At 31.2% G+C, this 21763-nt stretch carries 24 protein-coding genes and 1 other RNA gene; 12 read left to right on the top strand and 13 right to left on the bottom strand.

Translation table 11 applies throughout. The features are described from left to right. Window positions 1-183: 183 nt before the first annotated feature. Genes ABGB03_RS08090 through rlmD form a run of 3 tightly spaced genes read right to left on the bottom strand, consistent with a single transcriptional unit; the run spans window position 184 to window position 2800 of the window. Complete coding sequence (locus ABGB03_RS08090) at window positions 184-900, bottom strand: DUF6048 family protein (RefSeq protein WP_347921706.1); 717 nt, start codon at window positions 898-900, stop codon at window positions 184-186. Then, the gene (locus ABGB03_RS08085; RefSeq protein ID WP_347921704.1) at window positions 872-1381 is read right to left on the bottom strand and encodes a DUF6452 family protein; all 510 of its coding nucleotides are present in this window, start codon (window positions 1379-1381) and stop codon (window positions 872-874) included. Before ABGB03_RS08085 ends, ABGB03_RS08090 begins: the two co-directional genes overlap by 29 nt. Before the next feature lie 6 nt (window positions 1382-1387). Next, window positions 1388-2800: a 23S rRNA (uracil(1939)-C(5))-methyltransferase RlmD gene (gene rlmD, locus ABGB03_RS08080; RefSeq protein ID WP_347921702.1), complete on the bottom strand. Its 1413-nt coding sequence runs from the start codon at window positions 2798-2800 to the stop codon at window positions 1388-1390. A 118-nt stretch (window positions 2801-2918) separates the two neighbouring features. On the opposite strand from rlmD, the gene ABGB03_RS08075 reads away from it, so the two are divergent. The 4 genes from ABGB03_RS08075 to ABGB03_RS08060 all read left to right on the top strand — a co-directional run bounded on the left by ABGB03_RS08075 (window position 2919) and on the right by ABGB03_RS08060 (window position 5742). Then, complete coding sequence (locus ABGB03_RS08075; RefSeq protein WP_347921700.1) at window positions 2919-3467, top strand: sigma-70 family RNA polymerase sigma factor; 549 nt, start codon at window positions 2919-2921, stop codon at window positions 3465-3467. A gap of 48 nt (window positions 3468-3515) precedes the next feature. Further along, window positions 3516-3896 (top strand): DUF6768 family protein, encoded by a 381-nt coding sequence (locus ABGB03_RS08070; protein ID WP_347921698.1) that lies wholly within the window; start codon window positions 3516-3518, stop codon window positions 3894-3896. A 144-nt stretch (window positions 3897-4040) separates the two neighbouring features. After that, window positions 4041-5285 (top strand): ornithine--oxo-acid transaminase, encoded by a 1245-nt coding sequence (rocD, locus tag ABGB03_RS08065; RefSeq protein WP_347921696.1) that lies wholly within the window; start codon window positions 4041-4043, stop codon window positions 5283-5285. A gap of 10 nt (window positions 5286-5295) precedes the next feature. After that, the gene (locus ABGB03_RS08060; RefSeq protein ID WP_347921694.1) at window positions 5296-5742 is read left to right on the top strand and encodes a hypothetical protein; all 447 of its coding nucleotides are present in this window, start codon (window positions 5296-5298) and stop codon (window positions 5740-5742) included. A 40-nt stretch (window positions 5743-5782) separates the two neighbouring features. Here ABGB03_RS08060 and ABGB03_RS08055 read toward each other — a convergent pair whose 3' ends face one another. From ABGB03_RS08055 to ABGB03_RS08035, 5 genes are all read right to left on the bottom strand, one after another. Next, complete coding sequence (locus tag ABGB03_RS08055) at window positions 5783-6151, bottom strand: DUF2752 domain-containing protein (RefSeq protein ID WP_347921692.1); 369 nt, start codon at window positions 6149-6151, stop codon at window positions 5783-5785. 28 nt (window positions 6152-6179) lie between these two features. Further along, the gene (locus ABGB03_RS08050) at window positions 6180-6458 is read right to left on the bottom strand and encodes a CD225/dispanin family protein (RefSeq protein WP_347921691.1); all 279 of its coding nucleotides are present in this window, start codon (window positions 6456-6458) and stop codon (window positions 6180-6182) included. Between the two features lie 15 nt (window positions 6459-6473). After that, the gene (locus ABGB03_RS08045) at window positions 6474-6797 is read right to left on the bottom strand and encodes a CCC motif membrane protein (protein ID WP_347921689.1); all 324 of its coding nucleotides are present in this window, start codon (window positions 6795-6797) and stop codon (window positions 6474-6476) included. Window positions 6798-6805: 8 nt separating this feature from the next. Then, window positions 6806-7069 carry a DUF2752 domain-containing protein gene (locus ABGB03_RS08040; protein WP_347926399.1) on the bottom strand — a complete coding sequence of 88 codons (264 nt, stop codon included), beginning with the start codon at window positions 7067-7069 and terminating at the stop codon, window positions 6806-6808. A gap of 125 nt (window positions 7070-7194) precedes the next feature. After that, window positions 7195-8991 (bottom strand): T9SS type A sorting domain-containing protein, encoded by a 1797-nt coding sequence (locus ABGB03_RS08035; protein WP_347921687.1) that lies wholly within the window; start codon window positions 8989-8991, stop codon window positions 7195-7197. A 177-nt stretch (window positions 8992-9168) separates the two neighbouring features. On the opposite strand from ABGB03_RS08035, the gene ABGB03_RS08030 reads away from it, so the two are divergent. Beyond that, the gene (locus ABGB03_RS08030; protein ID WP_347921685.1) at window positions 9169-9372 is read left to right on the top strand and encodes a hypothetical protein; all 204 of its coding nucleotides are present in this window, start codon (window positions 9169-9171) and stop codon (window positions 9370-9372) included. Then, window positions 9372-9914 carry a Smr/MutS family protein gene (locus tag ABGB03_RS08025; RefSeq protein WP_347921683.1) on the top strand — a complete coding sequence of 181 codons (543 nt, stop codon included), beginning with the start codon at window positions 9372-9374 and terminating at the stop codon, window positions 9912-9914. The genes ABGB03_RS08030 and ABGB03_RS08025 overlap by 1 nt, the downstream gene beginning before the upstream one ends. Before the next feature lie 2 nt (window positions 9915-9916). Here the strand turns inward: ABGB03_RS08025 and ABGB03_RS08020 are convergent, their stop codons facing one another. Then, window positions 9917-10435 carry a hypothetical protein gene (locus ABGB03_RS08020; RefSeq protein ID WP_347921681.1) on the bottom strand — a complete coding sequence of 173 codons (519 nt, stop codon included), beginning with the start codon at window positions 10433-10435 and terminating at the stop codon, window positions 9917-9919. Window positions 10436-10536: 101 nt separating this feature from the next. Between ABGB03_RS08020 and ABGB03_RS08015 the strand changes: the two genes are divergently transcribed. After that, window positions 10537-11679, top strand: coding sequence for a cysteine desulfurase family protein (locus tag ABGB03_RS08015; RefSeq protein WP_347921679.1), 1143 nt, complete (start codon window positions 10537-10539; stop codon window positions 11677-11679). A 4-nt stretch (window positions 11680-11683) separates the two neighbouring features. Here the strand turns inward: ABGB03_RS08015 and ABGB03_RS08010 are convergent, their stop codons facing one another. Continuing rightward, window positions 11684-12382, bottom strand: coding sequence for a T9SS type A sorting domain-containing protein (locus ABGB03_RS08010; protein WP_347926353.1), 699 nt, complete (start codon window positions 12380-12382; stop codon window positions 11684-11686). A 183-nt stretch (window positions 12383-12565) separates the two neighbouring features. Between ABGB03_RS08010 and ABGB03_RS08005 the strand changes: the two genes are divergently transcribed. Beyond that, on the top strand, window positions 12566-13981 hold the full coding sequence (locus tag ABGB03_RS08005) for a cell wall anchor protein (protein WP_347926351.1): 1416 nt from the start codon (window positions 12566-12568) through the stop codon (window positions 13979-13981). Window positions 13982-14022: 41 nt separating this feature from the next. On the opposite strand, the gene ABGB03_RS08000 is transcribed toward ABGB03_RS08005, so the two are convergent. Then, entirely contained in the window at window positions 14023-16536 is a 2514-nt protein-coding gene (locus tag ABGB03_RS08000) for a carboxypeptidase-like regulatory domain-containing protein (RefSeq protein ID WP_347926349.1), read from the bottom strand. Next, window positions 16490-18181, bottom strand: a complete 1692-nt coding sequence (locus ABGB03_RS07995) for a M23 family metallopeptidase (RefSeq protein ID WP_347926348.1) — start codon at window positions 18179-18181, stop codon at window positions 16490-16492. The genes ABGB03_RS08000 and ABGB03_RS07995 overlap by 47 nt, the downstream gene beginning before the upstream one ends. Before the next feature lie 175 nt (window positions 18182-18356). Here ABGB03_RS07995 and ABGB03_RS07990 point away from each other — a divergent pair, with 175 nt between their 5' ends. The 4 genes from ABGB03_RS07990 to rny all read left to right on the top strand — a co-directional run bounded on the left by ABGB03_RS07990 (window position 18357) and on the right by rny (window position 20768). Next, complete coding sequence (locus ABGB03_RS07990; RefSeq protein ID WP_347926346.1) at window positions 18357-18647, top strand: hypothetical protein; 291 nt, start codon at window positions 18357-18359, stop codon at window positions 18645-18647. A 17-nt stretch (window positions 18648-18664) separates the two neighbouring features. Beyond that, on the top strand, window positions 18665-18958 hold the full coding sequence (locus ABGB03_RS07985) for a cell division protein ZapA (protein ID WP_347926344.1): 294 nt from the start codon (window positions 18665-18667) through the stop codon (window positions 18956-18958). 50 nt (window positions 18959-19008) lie between these two features. Beyond that, a non-coding RNA gene (ssrS, locus tag ABGB03_RS07980) (6S RNA) lies at window positions 19009-19136 on the top strand. Window positions 19137-19190: 54 nt separating this feature from the next. Next, window positions 19191-20768: a ribonuclease Y gene (rny, locus tag ABGB03_RS07975; protein WP_347926342.1), complete on the top strand. Its 1578-nt coding sequence runs from the start codon at window positions 19191-19193 to the stop codon at window positions 20766-20768. A gap of 48 nt (window positions 20769-20816) precedes the next feature. Here the strand turns inward: rny and xerD are convergent, their stop codons facing one another. Continuing rightward, window positions 20817-21713 (bottom strand): site-specific tyrosine recombinase XerD, encoded by an 897-nt coding sequence (gene xerD / locus ABGB03_RS07970; protein WP_347926341.1) that lies wholly within the window; start codon window positions 21711-21713, stop codon window positions 20817-20819. Window positions 21714-21763: the final 50 nt, after the last annotated feature.

Genomic DNA, 21763 nt, shown 5'->3' with positions numbered 1-21763 from the left:
AAGGAATTACTATGATAAATGTCAGTTTGGAATGTTAAAAAGATGAGAGTTTCGTTTAACTTTTGTGATATGACGTCGTTTTAATGACTTATACCAGTCGTTAAACGAAGTTAACTTTTTAAAGTTAAAAAGTCAATGCTTTGTTTTGTTTGGTTTCGAAAAGTTTTCAAATAAAGTTTATAATTATTTATCCTTCTTAAACAAAGGAATAAGGTAGGAAACGTTATAACCAAAACTCACACTAAAGTTTCCACTATCATATGTGCGCCCAAATCCAGGAATGTAAAGGTTTTCAAAGTTATTTGGTTCAGTCTCAGTAATGCGACCTTTTAACTGGATATTAAACCCAACATACAAATTATTTAGTGTTTCGGCTTTAACACCAAGAATTAATTCTCCCCAAATAGCTGTTAAACCACTTTGTTTTGTACCATCTGTAACAGTTGTTTGGTTTCCCCAAGGCTGCCCATTGGTATCAAAAATGGTATAACTATTTATAGTTTGGTTAAATGTGCCAAACCCAGCACGAAAACCACTATAAATCATGTTTTCCATACCAAACCAATTATCGTATAAGTTAAAGTCTATACCTCCTTTAAAATAGCTTCCTTGAGCGGTTGCGTTTAGGTAATCACTTTCTGTAGTTTTTTCTTCGGTTCCTAACTCTCCTGCTATGTAAAGATTTTTAGACAAACGATAATCACCATTAATTTCAAAGCCTGTATAATCATCATCAACAAACGATCTCACTAGCTTGCTTACATCGCCACCTAAGCGTAAGCCATATTTTTGAGCATAACGAATGGAGTCGTTTGCGACGCTGTCGTCTTGTGCGCTTACTGAAAATGTCATCAGCAGTACAGCAAAAATACTAGTGATATATGTTAATGTGCGCTGCATTTTCATTGTCTATGGTGTTATTTTCGATAGTAATATTTATTATCCAATTGTCAGCATCAGGTGTTAAAACAGCTCCTAAATTGGTGAACGTCGCTTTATAACCACAAGCACGTGATACATATATGTCTTTTCTTTCGTAACTTACATCTACAGTATCAGGATTTCCAACTAATAAATCATCTGTATCTACTAAATCTTTATGGAAAACTAACTTTGTCATATTACTATCCGTTCTTAAAGGAATAGCTATGGAATCTTTAGTGCCTATTGTAATATTTTTAAAAAATACTGTTTCGTCTGCATCATTAATACCATACACAAATAAACCAGAAATAGATTTTGTGTCTTCTGGAATAAGTGCATCGTAGAATCGAATCACTAGCTGAGGTGTTGTAGCAGTAGCTTCAGAGCAAATATCATCTTTTTCACAAGCAAACATTGTGAGCATTAAGAATAGAATGAATAGGGATTGTTTTTTCATTTAAATCTATTTTCGCTTTTCCAAAAGTACAACATTTTCTACATGAAAAGTTTGTGGAAACATATCTACTGCCTGCGTTTTTATTACTTTATACATAGTGTCCATTAAAGCCAAATCTCTAGCTTGGGTTGCACTATTGCAACTTACATAAACAATTCTTTCTGGCGAAATGTTTAGTATTTGTTTAACCACATCTTTATGCATACCATCTCTTGGAGGGTCTGTAATAATGACGTCTGGCTGTCCATGTGTATTTATAAATTCTTGGTTAAATACGTTTTTCATATCACCAACATAAAACTCAACGTTATCTATGTTGTTTAATTGTGCATTCTCCTTAGCAGCAGTAATTGCGTCTGGAACAGCTTCAACACCAACCACTTTTTCTGCTTTTTTAGCTACAAATTGCGCAATAGTTCCTGTTCCTGTATATAAATCGTACACTAATTCGTTTCCTGTTAATCTAGCAAAGTCTCTAGTAATTTTGTAAAGCTCGTAAGCTTGATCAGAATTTGTTTGATAAAATGATTTAGCATTTATTTTGAATTTTAAGCCTTCCATCTCTTCAAAAATATGGTCGCGTCCATGATAACAAATAATTTCTTGATCATAGATGGTATCATTAGCTTTTCCGTTAATGACGTATTGTAAAGAAGTGATTTCTGGAAAGGTAGTCTTTAAATAGTCTAGTAATAATATACGTTTTTCAACATCTTCTTTAAAAAATTGGACTAAAATCATGATTTCTCCAGTACTAGTTGTACGAATCATCATAGTACGTAAAAGTCCTGTTTGGTTACGAGTATTGAAAAACTCTAGATTATTATCTATGGCAAACTGTTTAACTGAATTTCTAATAGCATTTGATGGATCTGCTTGCAACCAACATTTTTTTACATCCAAAATTTTGTCCCACATTCCAGGAATATGAAAACCAAGTGCATTTTTATCACCTAAATCTTTATCAGAATTTATTTCTTCAAGTGTTAACCAACGACTATCACTAAATGAGAATTCCATTTTATTTCTGTAGAAATATTGCTCTTTTGAACCTAAAATAGGTGTTACTTCTGGCAATTCAATATGTCCAATACGTGTTAAGTTATTGGTAACTTCTTTTTGCTTGTAGAATAATTGGTTGTCGTAACTCATGTGTTGCCATTTACAGCCACCACAGGTTCCAAAATGTTCGCACTTTGGCTCTGTTCTCTTATCAGACAGCTTATGAAAAGCAATGGCTTTCCCTTCATAATAAGCTTTTCGCTTTTTAAAAGTTTGCACATCAACTACATCCCCAGGAACGGCATTTGATAAAAACACGACTTTCCCATCTGGTGCTTTTGCCACTGTTTTGCCTTTTGCTCCAGCATCAATAACTTCTAAATTTGTAAAAACCTGTTTTTTGTTTTTTCTTGCCATGCGGCAAAAATAAGAAAGCATCCTGTAACTCGAACAAATTTCAACTATCTTTATAGAACTTCAGTAAAAATTGAACCTGTTTTGGGTTTTTACGTCTATTATGTAAAGAGACCATTTAATGAGCCAAACCGAAAAAGAAAGAGACGGACTTTTAATTCTAGATTACCAATCTGGAAATAAAATGGCTCTAGCCGCATTGGTAAAACGTTGGCATAAAAAGTTTTGCACGAAAGCATTTTATATTGTTAAAGATGCAGATGAAGCTAAAGATGTTGCGCAAGATAGTTGGAGAACTATTATAGATAAGTTAGAAGATATAAGAGATCCTCAAAGTTTTGGTGGTTGGGCATTAAGAATTGTGCATACAAAGTCTATTGATGCATTAAGGAAAAGGCAAAAAGAGAGAAAAGTAGGGAATGCTTTTAAGCAAGAAACTGATATAATAGATGAGCCTTATGACGAAAGGTTAAATCTTAAGAAGAAACTTTATAGTGCTATTTTAGAATTACCAACAGATCAACAATACGTAGTAAAACTATTTTACTTAGAAGAACTACCGCTAAATGACATCTCTAAGTTGTTAAACATTAAAGCAGGAACAGTAAAATCAAGACTCTTTCATGCAAGAGAAAAATTAAAAAAAAGTATTAAAAAACACAAAGGATAAATATTAACAGTTTCCCACTTTCGTGGGAACAATAAAATAAATTTTATTATGAAAACTAATATGGAAGACATAGACAAGTTAATAAAAGAGACATTAACACAAGAAGAAGCAAAATTCTATGATGAATTAGAAGAGCAAAATATTTTTCAAATGGTTCTTGGGACTTTTAAAGGAAAGAATAAATGGATCATGCTTATGATGAATATAGTAACTGTATTTGTTTTTATAGTATTTGTGTATTGTATGATCCAATTTTTTAATACAGATGTTACAAACGAACTTATTAAATGGGCTCTTATTGGAACATTTTGTATGTTAATAGTTAGTATGTTAAAAATGTTTGTTTGGATGCAAATGGATAAAAATGCAATTATAAGAGAAATTAAGCGATTAGAGTTACAGATTTCATCACTAGCAGCAAAAAACTAAAAGAACATTTTTAGAAGCAGCTTATATTTAGTAATTTGCAAGCCTTTTAGGGATGATTTCTTTCCCACGCTGAATTTTCGACACCTCGAAAGGATAAAGGTAGATAAGGAATGGTTATTTTTTTACTAATTAAAATTTATTAAAATGGCTGTTTTAGACCACATTTCATCGCAAGAAGCGATGGCATTAGAAAACAAGTATGGTGCACAAAATTACCATCCACTTCCAGTAGTATTGAGTAGAGGAGAAGGTGTGCATGTTTGGGACGTAGAAGGTAAGCAATATTACGATTTCTTATCGGCTTACTCATCTGTAAATCAAGGGCATTGTCACCCAAAAATTGTTGAAGCTTTAACAAAGCAATCGCAAACACTTACATTAACATCTCGTGCGTTTTACAACGACATGTTAGGTAAATATGAAAAATATGTTACCGAATATTTTGGTTTCGACAAAGTATTACCAATTAACACTGGAGCTGAAGCAGTTGAAACTGCTTTAAAAGTTTGTAGAAAATGGGCTTACGAGGTTAAAGGTATAGATACTAATAAGGCAAAGATTATTGTTTGTAAAAACAACTTTCACGGAAGAACAACGACAATAATATCGTTTTCTAACGATCCAGTTGCTCGTAAAAACTTTGGACCATATACCGATGGATTTATTAAAATTGAATATGATAATCTTCAAGCTTTAGAGGAAACTTTAGAGAGCTCAAGTGATATTGCTGGGTTTTTAGTAGAGCCAATTCAAGGAGAAGCTGGAGTTTATGTGCCTAGTGAAGGGTATTTAGCAAAAGCAAAAGCATTATGTGAAAAATATAATGTATTATTTATTGCTGATGAAGTACAAACAGGAATAGCAAGAACAGGAAGAATGCTTGCAGTAGATCATGAAAATGTAAAACCAGATATTTTGGTTTTAGGAAAAGCATTAAGTGGTGGGATTTATCCAGTATCTGCTGTGTTAGCAAATAACGAGATTATGAATGTTATTAGACCTGGGAATCATGGTAGTACTTATGGAGGAAACCCTGTAGCTGCAGCTGTAGCTATTGCAGCTTTAGAAGTTGTAAAAGAAGAAAAACTTACTGAAAATGCTGAATTTTTAGGTAAGGTTTTTAGAGCTGAATTAAACAAGTATATTGAAACAACAGATTTGGTAACTTTAGTACGTGGTAAAGGCTTACTTAATGCTATTGTTATTAATGATGATGAAGACAGTGATACGGCTTGGAATATATGTTTAAAGCTACGTGACAATGGGTTGCTAGCAAAACCTACACATGGAAATATTATTCGTTTTGCACCACCTTTAGTAATGACTGAAGAGCAGTTGCTAGATTGTGTGAGTATTATTACTAAAACTCTTAAAGAGTTTGAAAACTAAATAAACTTTTATGGAAAATAACCCGTCTGCTTTTGACAATTTTGAACTAAATATATCAACTAATGTTAAGCGTTTTTTAAATGAAATTGCTAAATGGTCTTTCTTCTTATCAATAATTGGTTTTATTGGTATTGGATTAATGGTTGTGGTAGGATTATTATTTGGGACTATCATGGCAACTTTAGGTGATTCACCTGCTTATCAATTAGGATACACAGCAGGAATGGGAGCATTCTATGTGATTATAGCACTTATATATTTCTTTCCAGTTTATTATTTATATAAATTTTCAAGAAAAATGAAAAGAGCATTACATGCAAATGAGAATGATGATTTTGAATCAGCATTTTCTAATTTAAAATCTCATTATAAGTTTATAGGTATTTTTGCAATAGTTATTATTAGTTTATATCTCATAATGTTTTTGCTTGCTATTGTTGGAGCCTCATTATTTTAATATAAATATTCGTAAAAAAGCGACCTAATGGTCGCTTTTTTTATGGAGCCAATTCAGTAAAAGGGAATAAGTTGATGTTTCTTAAAATCCAAAATAGTATCACAATTACAAGAATACTCAATGTAACTTTAGGCTTATGTAATAAATTAACGATTCCTTTTTGTAATACATTATTCATTATGAACATAAAGGCTTGATATGCTAGTACTAATCCTAGTAGAGCAATTAAATAATTGTGTCTTATACCTTCAATAATGTTTCCGTTTAAAATTTGATGTGCAGCTCGTTGGCTACCACAACCTGGGCAATAAATACCTGTCACTCCATAAACTGGACATTTAGGAAAAATATTTGTTTCTGAGGGATTCCAAAAAATATAAAGTGCTAACATTCCAAAAAACGTAAGCACTCCAATTATAATTATTGATAATTTTAGTTTAGAAATTACCATTACTCATTGCTCCAAAAAGAGCAACTCCAAAAATTAGTATATAAATAAGGAAACCAACAACTGCAACAGCAACAGAAACTAGTCCCCAAGTTTTTGCATTTTTTGAAGCTCTGATCGCTTCGTCGTAATTGCCGTCAGCATACAGACTGTTTACCTTTGTAGCATAAACAATGCTAACAATTCCTAAAGGTAAGCAGCATATTATAGTACTAATAATTGCTAAAGCTAAATAACTATCTGGTCTTGGTGGTTTGATTTGTTCCATATTGATTTTATATTATTATTGAGCCTGCTGCCACTGCTCTAAAGCTTCATTGTACTGTTCCATAAAGCCATCATAGCCTATTGTAGAAAATACATAAACAACTCTAATAAGCATCAATACATTAATTATTAAAACTACTAAAGCTACAATCTTTGCAGTTTTCATTGCTTCAATATTTTCATAATTATCTGGATTTGCATATGCCTCCTTTAATTGCTTGTTAGATAGAAAAAATGCAATTCCAGAAGGTATGACTCCAACTCCCAAAATACAACAGCATAAAAATCCAAAGATTGAAAGTATATAAATAAGAGTGGTGTTGAGTTTTTGTTTTTCCATAATGCTATTTAGTTGGTTATTTTTAATATATAGTTTGCTACAATAAATACAATGCTTAAAACTACTAAAGTTATTTTAATTTTTTCAGAATTTTTAATTTTAAAAAAGAAATTTAGAAGTATAAATATGCCTAATAGAAATAGCGGATAAATACCTGGATACATTTTAAAGGCTGCAATAAAGTCTCCTTGAAAAAGTAATACCAATGACCTTTGAAACCCACAGCCAAAGCATTCTATTCCTAGTAATTTCTTACTTAAGCAGGGTAACATATAATCTTCAGGAGATAGCATTTTAATTTAATAAGTTTTTCAAAGTTAAAAAAGTATCTGTAATAAAAGTAAAAAGAACTATCGTTAAACAGATAGTTCTTTTTATAATGTATATGTAGATTTCTTTATTTGTTGCTTATTATCACCTTTTTATTAATAGTGTAGTTTTTTATTTTAACAGAAACTACATAAACGCCATTACTTAAATTCTCTGTTGAAAATTCATGCTTTGTATTAGGTGATAAATTTTCATGACGGAATATTTGTTTTCCACTCACGTCATATAATGCCAAATCATTTATGCTTAAACTATTAGGATTCGATATAGTTAGAAGTGATTCTGTATTGTTTTGAAAAATTACAAATTGGTCTAATTCCGATTCAGTATTTTCAAGGAAGTTATTAGTGAATGTAATTTCAAATCGGTTAGCGTAATTGCCAACCTCTAAATTTAGTTCATAGTTTTGCTTTGTTAAATCCACATAAGTATCTGTCTCAATATCATGTAAGAAAATGGTTTGTCCAGTATTAAAGTTTTGAACATCATGAATCCTAAATCTTATTAATTGGTTTTCATTATTAACATTTACAACTAAGGGTATTTTTAAATCTTCATCAAAATTAAATGCTTGAGCTATGTAAGGCTTGTCATTTAAAACCCAATGTGCATCAGAACTCACTCCTTCAGGGCTTTCAATTTCTAAACCATAGTCGAAACCATTTGTTGCTGTGTGATGAAAATTTTGTAAAATCTGTCTTGTATAGACATCGTTAAAATCAATATTTAATCTAAAACGCTTGTATTCGCTAGGTAAGATTTGCAAACCACTATTATCATATATTATAGCATTAGTGACTAGCTTCTTTTTCTTGTCTGAATTTGCAATTCTAAAAAATTCACTATCAGTATCAGATTGTTTATAATATTGTCTATGAGAATTCTGGGTTCTTGCAGTACTATTTGCAGTACCAATAACCATAAACCCTTGACCTATTGCAATATATCGTCTTGCTGTTTTTGGGCTTGTTCTTGCTCCTCCTGTAGTATTGATTGTGCCATCTCTGTTGTAAGTATCAAAAGTAGCGTCAATATATGTTTCGGTTACACCGTCAGAAGTTATTGTATATGATGCGTACCCACCAGCATAGTCGGCAACATTGTGTGAGTTGACGCTTAAATCTTGTTCCCAATAGTATAAAGATCCATTAATGGATGTTTGGTTTTGAGTATCGTAGATAAAATCAAGAGCATCTAAAGCTGATGGATATGGATTTCCAATTAATGACCATTCACCATTTAACACATTTGTACTGATGGTACCATTATTTGGTTTTCCGCGAAAATCATAAAGTTGATTATTACCTGAACCGCTTGTGCCCTTCATTGTAAAACCATAACCAGTAGTAACATTTCCTGTATCACCAATATAATTCCATTCACTATTAGTAGTTCCCGGACTATAAGTATATAGCCAACGATTTGATATTACTAATGGACTCGAAGTCCCATCATATGCAGTAGTATAGGTTGCTAAACTACTTGTTATTGGTGCAGTAGTTACATCGTATATGTTGTTGTTGAGTCTAAATGCTCTATTAGCATTATCGTCTGTGTCTGTATTTCCAACAGGAGAACACCAATAGTTATATGCATAATTATGTGTAGTTCCATTTTGGTAAGCACTTAATTGTCCAACACCAGAGTTTCCTGTTGTTCCTGTGCCTTGTAATAATTGCGCATCGTTTCTTAAGTATAAATAAGAGTTTGTGTCTTCTAGATTCACATCATCTTCAACAAAAATATACACATCATTAGCAGCAACGCTGGTTGTAGCATATATGTAGTTATTACCACTCACAGAAAGCTGTGCAAACGCAAACTTTGAAATAAAGCAAATGACAAGTAATATTTTCCATTTCATAACCTTGAAGGCTTGAGATTAATTTTCTTGTAAATATAGATATATTTTTAAATAAAACAGTATTTCATCGATATAAAACACACGTTTATCGACTTATTTTATGTAATATTATGATGCTATTTTCAATAAAAACCATAATTTAGAGAATCTAAAATACAGTATCACTAATTAATAATTATGTCCAGATTAGTAAATTTAATTTTAATCTTAATAGGGGGTTTAATAGCTCTTTATTCGCAAGCAGAAGAAAATCAGAATGTTTATATCTTGGTAGGAGGTATTGTGTTATTAATGACTGGGTTGTACAGATTGTCACGAGGTATTTCAAGTAAAAAAATCACTGATAATGAGAGTTTTGTTAAACATGAAGAGGAAGAATAATGTTTAAGGTAGGTGATGAAGTAGAAGTTTTAGACGAAGCGATTGTTGGCAGAGTTGTAAAAATTAATAATGAGAATGCTATTATAAGTACATCAGAAGGGTTTGAACTTGAATTTTTAGTTAACGAATTAGTTTTAAGGCAAAGTGATAGCTTAAAATCTAAGCTATTTTCTAAAACATCATTTAGTGAAGCTGTTTCGCAAAAAGAAACTAAAAAGAGAAAGACTCAAAAAGTAAAGTCTAAGGAACGATTTCAACCTACTATGGAAGTTGATTTACATATTCATCAACTTACCAATTCTACTAAGGGTATGTCTAGCCATGATATACTAACATTACAGCTAAACACTGCTAAAAGACAATTAGAGTTTGCTATGAGTAAGCGTATTCAAAAGATTGTATTTATACATGGCGTAGGCGAAGGCGTACTAAAACTAGAATTAGAATACTTATTTAAGCATTACGATAATATGAAGTTTTACGATGCTAATTATCAAAAGTACGGTTTAGGTGCTACTGAGGTATATATTTATCAGAACTAACTTTATAGTGTAAATGACCAAGTATATGTGCCTAAAACCTCATTTGTAGAATTTAAGACATCTAAGTCTAAATTTTCAATACTAAATTCTATAGTGACTGTTCTAGTTCCTGCATCGTCTTCAAAAGTTGATGTATAGTTTACTCTTCCGCTGTTGGCTTCATAATCTTTAATAATGTCTATAGAAGAAGATGGGATTTCTTGGCAAATCAATTCTTCAGGATCGCCGTTATAAGTTCTATAATTAAACCTAATTGTACTGTTATTGATATTGAATGAACCACTATGTGGGGTTTCAGTTGGCTTGAAAATCAAGTTATTTTCAGCATTAACAGGAAATAGTAAGGTTAAGGATTCGTTAGCATTTTCTTTTAATGCATAAATCACATAATTTTCACTGTTTTCACCACCGCACAGCTTTAAGTTTTTATCAAATTCTAAATCAATGGTAATAATATCACCATCATCACATGACGTAATTATAAAGATTACTGCTAATAAAAGAAAAAACGATTTGCGCATTATATTGGGTTTAAAGACAAAAATAAAGGATTGTATTTTAAAACGAATCATAATGAGAATAATTTTACTTAATGTATTTTTGTGGCTATAAATAAAAAAATATGAAGCAAGTGTATTTTGATAATGCTGCAACAACTCAAATACGTACTGAGGTCATTGAAGCTATAACAAATTCATTAAAAAATAATTATGGAAATGCTTCATCTGCACATAGTTTTGGAAGATCATCTAAATCTTTAATTGAAAATATAAGAAAAAATATTGCATCTTATTTTAAGGTGTCTGCTGGAGAAATTGTATTTACATCTGGAGGTACTGAAGCCGATAATTTAGTGCTTAGGAGTGCTGTAAGAGATTTGGGTGTTATTGAAATTATCACATCAAAAATTGAACATCATGCTATTTTGCACACGATTGATGAACTTGTAAAAGAGTATAATATTACTGTTAAAAATGTCAATATTGATTCTAATGGTATGATAGATTATAATCATTTAGAGTCCTTATTGCAATCTGATAAAAAACAGTTAGTAACTTTGATGCATATAAATAATGAAATTGGGAATAAACTCGATATTTCTCGTGTTGCTAATTTATGCAAAGCCAATTCTGCCTTGTTTCATAGTGATACAGTGCAATCTGTTGGACATTACAATTTAGATTTGCAAGAGATTCCTATTGATTTTTTAGCAGCAAGCGCACATAAGTTTCATGGACCAAAAGGAGTAGGTTTTTGTTTTATTAGAAAAGGCTCAGGATTGAAGCCATTAATTTTTGGTGGTGAGCAGGAGCGAGGTTTTCGAGCTGGAACAGAGAGTGTACATAATATTGTTGGGTTAGGGGAATCACTTAAACTTGCGTATTCTAATCTTGAAAAAGAAAGTGTTTATGTAAAAGATTTAAAGGAGTATTTTATTTCAAAAATATCTAAAGAACTACCAGATGTTGTATTTAACGGTTGTTCGGGAGATATGGAAAACAGTACTTATACTTTGGTTAATATGCGATTGCCAGTATCAGAAGAAAAATCTGCTATGCTGTTGTTTCAATTAGACTTAAAAGGTATTGCTTGTTCTAAAGGAAGTGCTTGCCAAAGTGGCGCAACATCCAGTTCGCATGTGCTTTCACAAATACTTAGTACTGAAGAATTAAAAAAAACATCAGTTCGATTTTCATTTAGTATTTATAATACTAAGGAGGAGATAGATTATTTAGTAGACGTTCTAAAGGAGTTAATTTCTTAGCTTCTTAATTTTTAATTATTTTATAAGAGTTTAAGTTTTTAGAAGCTATGTCTTTTAGCCATAAAAAATAGGTGCCACTATTTAATTTGGTTAAATCTATTTCTTTATTATTTGTAGTAATTACTTCTTGACCTAAAATGTTATAAATACTTGTTTCAATACTTAATTTGGTATCAATAATTATATAATCTGCTGTAGGATTTGGGTAAACTTTTATTGCTAATAAATTTGATTTATCAGAATTGAGAGTTATGTTATTTGAAGCTGTAACAGATATTAAATTTATAGGAGCAGCAAAATCATAGAACAAATAATTATTTGTTGTATCTAAAGTTCCCGAATATTTATTCCAAGCACTTGCTCCGTCTTTTATTTGCAATACAAGATCACTTTCTGTCGCTCCATTTAATTCAGAATCTTCATAGAAAAGAGTAATTCTTCCTTGGTAATTTGAAATTAAATTATCAAAATTATATACTCTGTCAATGCTAAGAGGATCTATAGCTGTTGAAGATTTAGAAATAGTGTTTGGACTGGTTAAAGTATAATTTGCACTAGGGATTAATTCTAAGCCATTTATGTTAAATACGGTGTTATTAGATATAGTTATAGATTCTCCTCCAGTTAAGGTAATGTCTTGTGCATTAACATAAAGAGTTGGCACTAAAAATAACAACACAAATTTTTTAAAATTTGAAATCATAATGATTAAAATTTTGGAAGAATCGAGGTTAATAAATCCACATTAGTTATTATAAAAGTAGTTCGTTTTTTTTGTAAAAGCAAACTAATTAAGTATTTAATCCTGTAATTTTTGCTTTTCATCGATTTTTTTTTTATTATATTTGAGTATAAGCACTAATAAAATTAACCTAAAATTTCTAATATGAATTTCAAAAAAATACTACTAGTTTTATTGATTACTATTTTTAGTAATATAAGCGTTACAGCACAGATAGGTATAGGGACTTCAGCACCTGATGCATCATCAATATTAGATATGACATCTACTACTCAAGGGGTTTTGGCTCCGCGAATGACTACAGCACAGAGGTTGGCTATTTCAAATCCAGCAAAAGGCTTATTAGTTTTTGATATAGATTCTAATTCTTTTTATTTTTTTAATGGAGGAAGTTGGGAAGAATTAAAAGGAGCAGTTAAAAGAGATAATTATAAGTTAGTAAAGAGTGTTGCAGATTTAGCTGATGAATTGGTGGCAGGTGGAGGCTCAAAATATTTATTATCATCTAATTATTTATATGAGATTAATGGAACTATTGCTATTGACTTCCCTATTGAATTAAATGGTGCTTATGTAAAAGGAGAGGATAATGTTGAAGATAGACTATTAAATAGTACTGGTGGAACTTTATTTACTGGTAATACAGGTGGAAATTTAAAAAGACTAACTGTACTTGGTAATGGAAACCCTATATTTAATATTACAGGTAGTGGCTCTGAAAATTTAATTTGTTTAGCAACTAACTTTATAGGTGCAAGTTCTATTGGATCTTTAAGTAGTTTGAATATTGTTTTTTTTAATACAGGACAATTTATTAGTAATGCTTCAGGATTGACAGTTTCAAACATAAATTCATATTTTATGACTTTATTTACATGGACGGCTAGTAATAGTGGTACTTTTTTAAATATGTTAGGTACATTTAATGAGGTTCAGTTAACAAATTCGAATGTTAATATTAGCTCTGGAGTAGGAATTGATGTTTCTTCCAACCCAACAGTAGCTCAAGGGACATTATTCAATGTAGCTTTTGCTGGAGCTGGAACTTATGTTAATGGATATACTACTGGAAGCTATGTTGGATTTAATTTTACAAATGATTGGTTTGTTAATTGCCCAGGAATACCCTTAGAAGCCGATTGGATTGCGGATGGAAACTTATACATTGCAGCACCGATAGAAACTAGTATTACTTCAGTTAATACCCCTGTGAAGATAGCTGGAACAACTAGTCCTTTAAATCTTTTTAGAACAGAATCATTAATAGATAATAGGTTAACTTATGTAGGTGAAAAAACGAGATTTTTTTCTTATAGTTGTGCATTAACAGTTACATCTGCTAGTAATAATCAAGATTATTCTTTTTACATAGCTAAGAATGGAGTAATCTTGCCTGAATCTAAACAAGGTAGAAAAATAGCAACAGGAGCAGATAAAGGTTCTATTACAATTACAGGAGTAGTGCAATTATCTCCAAATGATTATATAGAAGTCTGGGTTGAAAACAACACAGGTTCAGTAAACATTACTGCTGAATCTATGAATTTATTGATGAAATAGGTAAATTATGTGGTTTTTTAATAATAAACAGGGTTAAAAAGTTAAAACTGAACACCAATCCTTACATTAAACACTCTTGGTGTTAAGTAATTAGGAATAGAGTATTGACGCTTGGAATACACATCTCTTACCCAAGTATTAGTTATGGAATTTTGCACATCAAACATGTTAAAAATTTGAAAACCTACACTCAATTCTTTAAATTTTTGTTTCCAGCCAGAATAGGTTTTGTCTTTATTTATGATAACATACGATAGCCCAATATCTGCTCGTTTATAATCTGGTAAACGTTCTTGATAATCATAAGGGTTTGCATAACTTGGAGAACCACCAGGAACTCCAGTATTATATACCAAGTTTAAGTACATTTTTAAATCTGGAATATTAGGCATGTAATCTTGAAATAAGACACCAAATTTTAAGCGTTGGTCTGTTGGTCTTGAAATATAACCTTGATTGTTAATATTTTCTTCAGTTTTTAAATAGCCAAAGCTAAACCACGATTCAGTACCTGGAACAAATTCACCATTTAATCGAAAATCGAATCCGTAAGCATAAGCTTTTGCAATGTTATCGGCTTCATAGCGAATTCTAACGTTATCTAAAGTATAAGGATTAACATTACTCATGTTTTTATAATACCCTTCTGAAACTAGCTTAAAAGGACGCTCCCATATCTTGAAACTATACTCATTACCAATTACAATATGTACTGACTTTTGCACCTTTACATTTGGATTTACTACACCATTTTTGTCTCTTAACTCACGGTAAAAAGGAGGTTGGTAATACATACCACCACTTAATCGAAACAACATATCTTTTTCCCAATCGGGTTTTATAGCAAATTGCGCTCTTGGACTAAATACAATTTGAGAATTACTTTCTATCCCTTTTCCACTAACTGTCCAGCTATGTGTTCTAACACCAGCGTTATAAAAGACTTCATGGTTGCCAATTTCGGCACGCTTGCTCCATTGTCCATAAGCTTGTAAACGGTCAATTTTTGTGTTATTGGTCGCTCTTACATTTTGGAATGGTACTAAAGGACCTTGATACGCTTCGTAAGGTTGCTCATTGAAATTATCAATATTTGGTGGATTAATTGAAAAACCTGCTGAATCGATTACTTCCCATTCTACAATACGGTCTCTAATATCTTCGTGTGTATATTTTATAGACCATTCTAAAAGGTTATCATTGTAATTATAGTTTCCTTTATGTTCAACATTTGTGATGAGTGCATCTAAATCGTTACGAGCATGATTTAATTGACTACCAATACCTTCGCTAAATTCCACCTCTCCGAGGTTTTCATCTCCAATATTACTATTTACTTCCCCAAGTCTGTATTGAGCTAAAATGTCAAAATATTCTTCTTCGGTGGTATGATATTGTGATGCAATGAGTTTTAATGTCAAATCATCACTCACAAAATAATTTGCCTTAAAAGCACCAAAATAGGTTTGGTATTTATCTTTTTCTTGACCATCATAATATACCAAAAGCGCTAGCGGATTAGTAAGAGTACCAAAGTTAGTTTGCCTTGTTTGTGGTTGATAATTGTAGCTATTGATAGATGCGTTTCCTAAGAAATTTAAATGAAATTTATCTGAAAACTTATAGGTAAGATAGGTTTGAACATCAGCAAAATTAGGTTTATAGTTGGTTTCGGTTTCTTTGGCCTCAACTAATAAACTGTTATCACGGTAGCGTAAACCTACAATACCTGAAAATTTTGAGTCTTTTGAAATAGCTTCTGCAGAAACGCTTCCACCTAATAAGCTTAAATCAGCACTAACACCAAATTTGATAGGACTTCGATATGTTATATCTAAAACTGAGGATAGTTTGTCACCATATTTTGCTTGAAAACCACCAGCCGAAAATTCGACGTTTTGCACTAAATCGGTATTAACAAAACTCAAACCTTCCTGTTGCCCAGAACGTATAAGAAAAGGACGATATACTTCAATTTCGTTTACATACACTAGGTTTTCATCAAAATTTCCACCACGAACAGAATATTGTGTGCTTAACTCATTAGAAATATTAACTCCTGGAAGTGTTTTTAATAAATTTTCCACACCTGGTTGTGCGCCTTGTATGGTTCTTATTATTTCAGGTTTTATAGTGGTTATGCCTTCAACACGATTTCTTTCAGTACTTGTAATAACTACTGTTTCTATTTGCTCTACTTGCGTATCTAAAACTGGGTTAAACTCAAGTGATTCACCATTCTTTAAATTAAATGTGGCTACAATTTTTTTAAAGTTTAAATGTGTAAACTCTACTACAACATCTTTATTTGCTTCAATTTTAATTAAATAAAAACCATTCTCGTTGCTAATAGTGCCATTATTGTTAGCTTTTATATTAACATTTGGAATTGGGAAATTGTTTTTATCAAGGATAACACCTTTTAAGGTTGCTGTTTGCGAAAAGCCTATAAGTGGTAATAGGACAAAGAGAGTGAGTAATAAAAAAGAATTGATTTTCAAGAGGTCTTTATTTTCTAAAAAATGTTGCTTCAAATGTAGAGCTATTTCCAACATTATCGGTAACAATAATCTTTAAATTATTTTTTGTTTCTAATATAATGTTGTCATTAAAATCATAAACTAAGCTATTTTTTTTGGCATCATATTCCATTAAAATCCATTTGCCATTTATAGTTGCTCTGTAATTTTTTACTCCTGAAATGTCGTCGGTTATTTTTACTTTTAAATAACGGTACTTACTTAGCCATTTTCCTTCTTGAAAATTTACTGCAGTTATTTTTGGACCTTCAACATCTGTAGCTAACGTATAAGTGCCAAGTGTTTTAGTACTACTACTTAAAATATTTCCTTTTCTTTTAGTAGGAGAGTAGGCTACGAAGTCTTTATAATCAATTTTTCTTGCTATAAACAATTTGTCTTTATCTTGTTCTAGATATCGACTAATATCAAAACTAATGGTAAAGTTTTTTTGAGCAGGAATAGTACTCTCATGTAATGTTAATGTATCATTTTCGACCTCGAAATCAATAAAAAAGTCATCATAGAAAGTATTGCTAGGAAAATATACTGAAACGTTATCTTTTTCTAAAACATTAGTTTGGTTGGCGTAAATAAAATGTTCGGTGGTTTTTTTTGGTTTTCTTTTAATAGTACTACTTTTTTTACCAGAAATTGGAATAGTTAACCAGATATCGTTGCCTTTAAAATCACTTACCCTTAATTTGTATACTGATGCTGTACTGTCTTCAGCAATGATATAGCCATCATCTATAACATTACTATACATACTAAGCGGATTGTTTTGTTCAACAAAAAGCTTTTGAATTCTAGACTTTTCTTCTTTAAAATGTTCGTAATCAATCAAGCGGTTTAAATGCTTTGTTTCGCTAAAGGAAAATCGTTTAAAATTTAATTCAAAATTTTTATTGCCATTATAAAACGTTTGTATGTTACTAACACCATTTTTATTAGCAGCATGATCTTGTTGGTCATAAGTAACTATACCAAATCCTATTTTCCCATGAGCATCAATAGCTTCGGTTGTATAGTCGCCATTATTAGTTGGTACAATTCTTAATTTTGTTTTTTGGTTGGTATTATTCACATGTGAATCTGCTCCTATAGGATATGCGTATAAACCAAGTATCATTGGCTGTCTACTATCTTTTATATCAACTCCAAAAAGCATTGGATTTATTGGACGTTCCTTGTTGTCTCTAATTTCGTAATGTAAGTGTGGTCCACCTGAACCTCCTGTATTGCCACTATAAGCGATTACTTCATCAGTATCTACTAATAATTCTGTTACTTTTGGAAATACTTCAATCTCAAAACTTTCTTTTTTGTATTGGAAATTTTTTATATAGGCTTCTATTTTTGGAGCGAATTTTTGCAAATGGGCATAAACCGTTGTATAGCCATTTGGATGTGTTATGTATAATGCTTTACCATAACCCCAATGTGAAATTTTAATCCTACTTATATAGCCTGCTGCTGCAGTATACACTTTTAAACCTTCGCGTTGTTGAGTTTTTATGTCTAAACCAGAATGAAAATGATTAGATCGCAATTCGGCAAAAGTACCAGATAATACTAAATTGATATCCAAAGGATTTCTAAAATAATCTTGTGGGTAGGGGCTTTGGGCAAATGTTATTTGCGATAGTATAATAAAAAAAATGATGAGGGATTTTCTCATAAGTAAGTTATTACTGCTAAAATATTAATTTGTCACTAATTTGCAAAGTATATTCAAAACACATGCCATATAACATAACTACTTGATAATTAATGTATTTTAAAATTTAATCAAAATCTATTGCTAATTAACTATTGGTATGTTAACTTTGTGTAATTAGTATTGAATTTGATAAATGAGTAATATTGAGGCAATTGTAGATTCTTTAGAGAATAGAATTAGTAAAGTATTGCATAAACTAGAAGTGTTAAAGCAAACAAACGCTAAATTAAGTGAAGAATTGTCAATATCTCAAGAAAGATTATCTAAACAAGAAGCAGAAGTTGCTACTTGGGTAGACAAATATGAAACATTAAAGTTTGCAAATTCTATACTAGGCAGTGACGAGAGTAAAAGAGAAACGAAGCTCAAAATAAATGCATTAATTAGAGAAATTGATCATTGTATATCTCAATTATCTGAGTAGTGTAATATAGTTTTTAAATGTCTGAAAAGCTTAAAATAAAGCTATCTATAGCTAATAGAGTATATCCTTTAACTATTGAATCAAGTCAAGAGGAAGGATTGCGTAAAGCGGCTCAAAAAATTGACGCTATGATTAAACAATTTGAGCAAAGCTATTCCGTTAGAGATAAGCAAGATGTATTAGCCATGTGTGCTTTACAATTTGCATCTCAAACAGAACAGAAAGAAATAGATGAAGATAATTTAAGTGAAGAGGTTGAACATAAGTTAATAGCTATGGACAAGCTTTTAAAAGAGAGTTTAATCTCTTAAGTTCTTTAAAATAAATAAGGTTACTGCCTACATTAGTTAATTTTTGATAAACTCAACGTTAATTCTTTAAAAAGGGTGAGTTGAAGTTGTAAAAGCGTGCTGCATGTATTGAACTTGTTTCAGTATAAAACAGATACTTGATCAGCTTGTTAGCCCTAAACTTGTTTTTAAGGAGTTTATACAAGACAAAACTGATGTAGGCTTTTTTTATTATTAAACTAAGCATAACAAAATGGAAACGAACACAATTTTATTAATTGTTGGAGGAATTATATTAGGACTAATAGTTGGGTTTTTTATTGCAAAAACACTCGAAAAAAGCAACGCTTCTAAGCTAGTAAAAAATGCAAAAAAGGAAGCTTTAAGCATTATTAAAGAAGCTAATCATGAAGGAGAATCAATAAAGAAAGATAAAATTCTTCAAGCAAAAGAAAAATTTATAGAGTTAAAGTCTGAACATGAAAAGGTTATTTTGTCTAGAGACAAAAAAATGGCTGAATCGGAAAAAAGAACTCGAGATAAAGAATCTCAAATATCTTCAGAATTATCTAAGCAAAAAAAGTTAAATAGTGATATTGAAGAAAAGATAAAAGACTACGATTATCGTATTGAGCGTCTTGAAAAGCGAAAAAATGAAGTTGAGAAAGTTCATAAAAGCCAAATCCAACAACTAGAAGTTATTTCTGGGTTATCAGCCGAAGATGCAAAATCTCAATTAGTTGAATCTTTAAAAGGTGAAGCTAAAAATGATGCGATGGCTTATGTGCAAGATAAAATGGAAGAAGCTAAGTTAACTGCGCAACAAGAGGCTAAAAAGATTATAATAAATACTATACAACGTATTGGTACTGAAGAAGCAGTTGATAATTGTGTATCTGTATTTAATATAGAATCTGATGACGTAAAAGGACGTATCATTGGTAGAGAAGGGCGTAATATTCGTGCCATTGAAGCTGCTACTGGAGTAGAAATTATTGTTGATGATACTCCTGAAGCTATCATATTATCATGTTTCGATTCTGTAAGACGTGAAATTGCTCGTTTATCATTGCATAAATTGGTTACTGATGGTCGTATTCACCCAGCTAGAATTGAAGAGATTGTTAAAAAGACACAAAAACAAATAGAACAAGAGATAATAGAAGTTGGTAAGCGAACAGTTATTGATTTAGGAATTCACGGTCTACATCCTGAACTAATAAAAATGGTAGGTCGTATGAAGTATCGTTCTTCTTATGGTCAAAACTTACTGCAACACTCGCGTGAAGTTGCGAAGCTTTGTGGAGTTATGGCTGCTGAATTAGGTATTAATCCAAAACTTGCAAAGAGAGCAGGATTGTTACATGATATAGGTAAAGTGCCAGATGCCGAAGCTGATATGGAAACACCTCATGCTATTTTAGGAATGCAATGGGCTGAAAAATACGGCGAGAATAAAGAAGTGTGTAACGCTATTGGTGCTCACCATGACGAAATAGAAATGAAATCGTTATTGTCACCAGTAATTCAGGTGTGTGATGCTATTTCAGGAGCACGTCCTGGTGCAAGACGTCAAGTACTTGATTCTTATATACAACGTTTAAAAGATTTAGAAGATATTGCTTTTGGTTTTACTGGAGTAAAGAAAGCTTATGCAATTCAAGCAGGAAGAGAGCTTCGAGTAATTGTAGAGAGTGAAAAAGTAACCGATGAAAAAGCAGCTAATCTATCGTTTGAAATATCTCAAAAAATTCAAACAGATATGACTTACCCAGGTCAGGTAAAAGTTACAGTAATTAGAGAAACTAGAGCTGTCAATATTGCTAAGTAATTAAATTGATAATATATAATTAAAGAGCATCCATATCTGGATGCTTTTTTATTTTCGAGGATGGAACTTATCTACAACATTGCGTAAATGACTTTTATCAACATGCATGTAAATTTCGGTAGTCGTAATGCTTTCATGACCTAACATAATCTGTATCGCTCTTAAATCAGCACCGTTTTCTAATAAATGTGTCGCAAATGAATGTCTAAAAGTATGTGGTGAAATAGTTTTTTTTACTCCTGCTTTTTCACCCAATTGTTTTACAATAGTAAATATCATCGCTCGTGTTAGTTGTTTGCCTCTTCTATTTAAAAATAAAATATCACGATGTTCTTCAAGAATAGCAATATGTGTACGAACCTCGTTTTTATAGATATTTATATACTTTTGAGTAAGGTTTCCTATAGGAACAAACCTTTGTTTGTCTCCTTTACCAGTAACTTTTATAAAACCTTCATCAAAAAACAAATCGGATATTTTTAAATTAATAAGTTCGCTCACACGTAATCCACAACTATACAATGTTTCGATAATTGCTCTGTTGCGTTCACCTTGTGCTTTTGATAAGTCGATAGAAGAAATAATCACATCAATTTCACTTACAGATAAGGTGTCTGGAAGTTTTCTGCCAATTTTTGGAGCTTCAATAAGCTCTAAAGGATTTGTCTCTCTATAATTTTCAAATATTAAAAAGTCAAAAAAACTTCGTAATCCTGAAATTGTTCTTGATTGACTTCTAGCATTTACTTCTTTTGCTATATGGTAAATAAACTCTTGAATAACAGTTTTATTAATATCAATTGGTGATATTAATATGCTATTGTCTTCTAGAAATCTAATTAGCTTTTTTATATCTCTAGAATAGCTGCTAATAGAATTTAGAGAAAGTCCTCTTTCAATCTTTAAATAATTAACATAATCGTCTAATACTTGATGCCATTTCATGTTTATAACTATAAATTTATCAACAAAAAGAAAGAAAAATACTACTTTAA

This window comes from Pontimicrobium sp. SW4 (assembly GCF_039954625.1).
In the GTDB taxonomy this organism is placed as follows: domain Bacteria; phylum Bacteroidota; class Bacteroidia; order Flavobacteriales; family Flavobacteriaceae; genus Pontimicrobium.
Note: the sequence above shows the minus strand (reverse complement) of the source record. Positions and strands in the feature narration are given on the sequence as shown.

Coding starts and splice junctions, on each gene's coding strand:
- ABGB03_RS08030 (WP_347921685.1), top strand. CDS start 9,169: ATGTCCAGATTAGTAAATTTAATTTTAATCTTAATAGGGGGTTTAATA.
- ABGB03_RS08070 (WP_347921698.1), top strand. CDS start 3,516: ATGAAAACTAATATGGAAGACATAGACAAGTTAATAAAAGAGACATTA.
- ABGB03_RS08045 (WP_347921689.1), bottom strand. CDS start 6,797: ATGGAAAAACAAAAACTCAACACCACTCTTATTTATATACTTTCAATC.
- ABGB03_RS08025 (WP_347921683.1), top strand. CDS start 9,372: ATGTTTAAGGTAGGTGATGAAGTAGAAGTTTTAGACGAAGCGATTGTT.
- ABGB03_RS08085 (WP_347921704.1), bottom strand. CDS start 1,381: ATGAAAAAACAATCCCTATTCATTCTATTCTTAATGCTCACAATGTTT.
- rny (WP_347926342.1), top strand. CDS start 19,191: ATGGAAACGAACACAATTTTATTAATTGTTGGAGGAATTATATTAGGA.
- rocD (WP_347921696.1), top strand. CDS start 4,041: ATGGCTGTTTTAGACCACATTTCATCGCAAGAAGCGATGGCATTAGAA.
- ABGB03_RS08050 (WP_347921691.1), bottom strand. CDS start 6,458: ATGGAACAAATCAAACCACCAAGACCAGATAGTTATTTAGCTTTAGCA.
- ABGB03_RS08060 (WP_347921694.1), top strand. CDS start 5,296: ATGGAAAATAACCCGTCTGCTTTTGACAATTTTGAACTAAATATATCA.
- ABGB03_RS07985 (WP_347926344.1), top strand. CDS start 18,665: ATGTCTGAAAAGCTTAAAATAAAGCTATCTATAGCTAATAGAGTATAT.
- ABGB03_RS08000 (WP_347926349.1), bottom strand. CDS start 16,536: ATGTTGGAAATAGCTCTACATTTGAAGCAACATTTTTTAGAAAATAAA.
- ABGB03_RS08010 (WP_347926353.1), bottom strand. CDS start 12,382: ATGATTTCAAATTTTAAAAAATTTGTGTTGTTATTTTTAGTGCCAACT.
- ABGB03_RS08040 (WP_347926399.1), bottom strand. CDS start 7,069: ATGTTACCCTGCTTAAGTAAGAAATTACTAGGAATAGAATGCTTTGGC.
- rlmD (WP_347921702.1), bottom strand. CDS start 2,800: ATGGCAAGAAAAAACAAAAAACAGGTTTTTACAAATTTAGAAGTTATT.
- ABGB03_RS08090 (WP_347921706.1), bottom strand. CDS start 900: ATGCAGCGCACATTAACATATATCACTAGTATTTTTGCTGTACTGCTG.
- ABGB03_RS08035 (WP_347921687.1), bottom strand. CDS start 8,991: ATGAAATGGAAAATATTACTTGTCATTTGCTTTATTTCAAAGTTTGCG.
- ABGB03_RS08075 (WP_347921700.1), top strand. CDS start 2,919: ATGAGCCAAACCGAAAAAGAAAGAGACGGACTTTTAATTCTAGATTAC.
- ABGB03_RS08015 (WP_347921679.1), top strand. CDS start 10,537: ATGAAGCAAGTGTATTTTGATAATGCTGCAACAACTCAAATACGTACT.
- ABGB03_RS07995 (WP_347926348.1), bottom strand. CDS start 18,181: ATGAGAAAATCCCTCATCATTTTTTTTATTATACTATCGCAAATAACA.
- ABGB03_RS07990 (WP_347926346.1), top strand. CDS start 18,357: ATGAGTAATATTGAGGCAATTGTAGATTCTTTAGAGAATAGAATTAGT.
- ABGB03_RS08020 (WP_347921681.1), bottom strand. CDS start 10,435: ATGCGCAAATCGTTTTTTCTTTTATTAGCAGTAATCTTTATAATTACG.
- ABGB03_RS08005 (WP_347926351.1), top strand. CDS start 12,566: ATGAATTTCAAAAAAATACTACTAGTTTTATTGATTACTATTTTTAGT.
- xerD (WP_347926341.1), bottom strand. CDS start 21,713: ATGAAATGGCATCAAGTATTAGACGATTATGTTAATTATTTAAAGATT.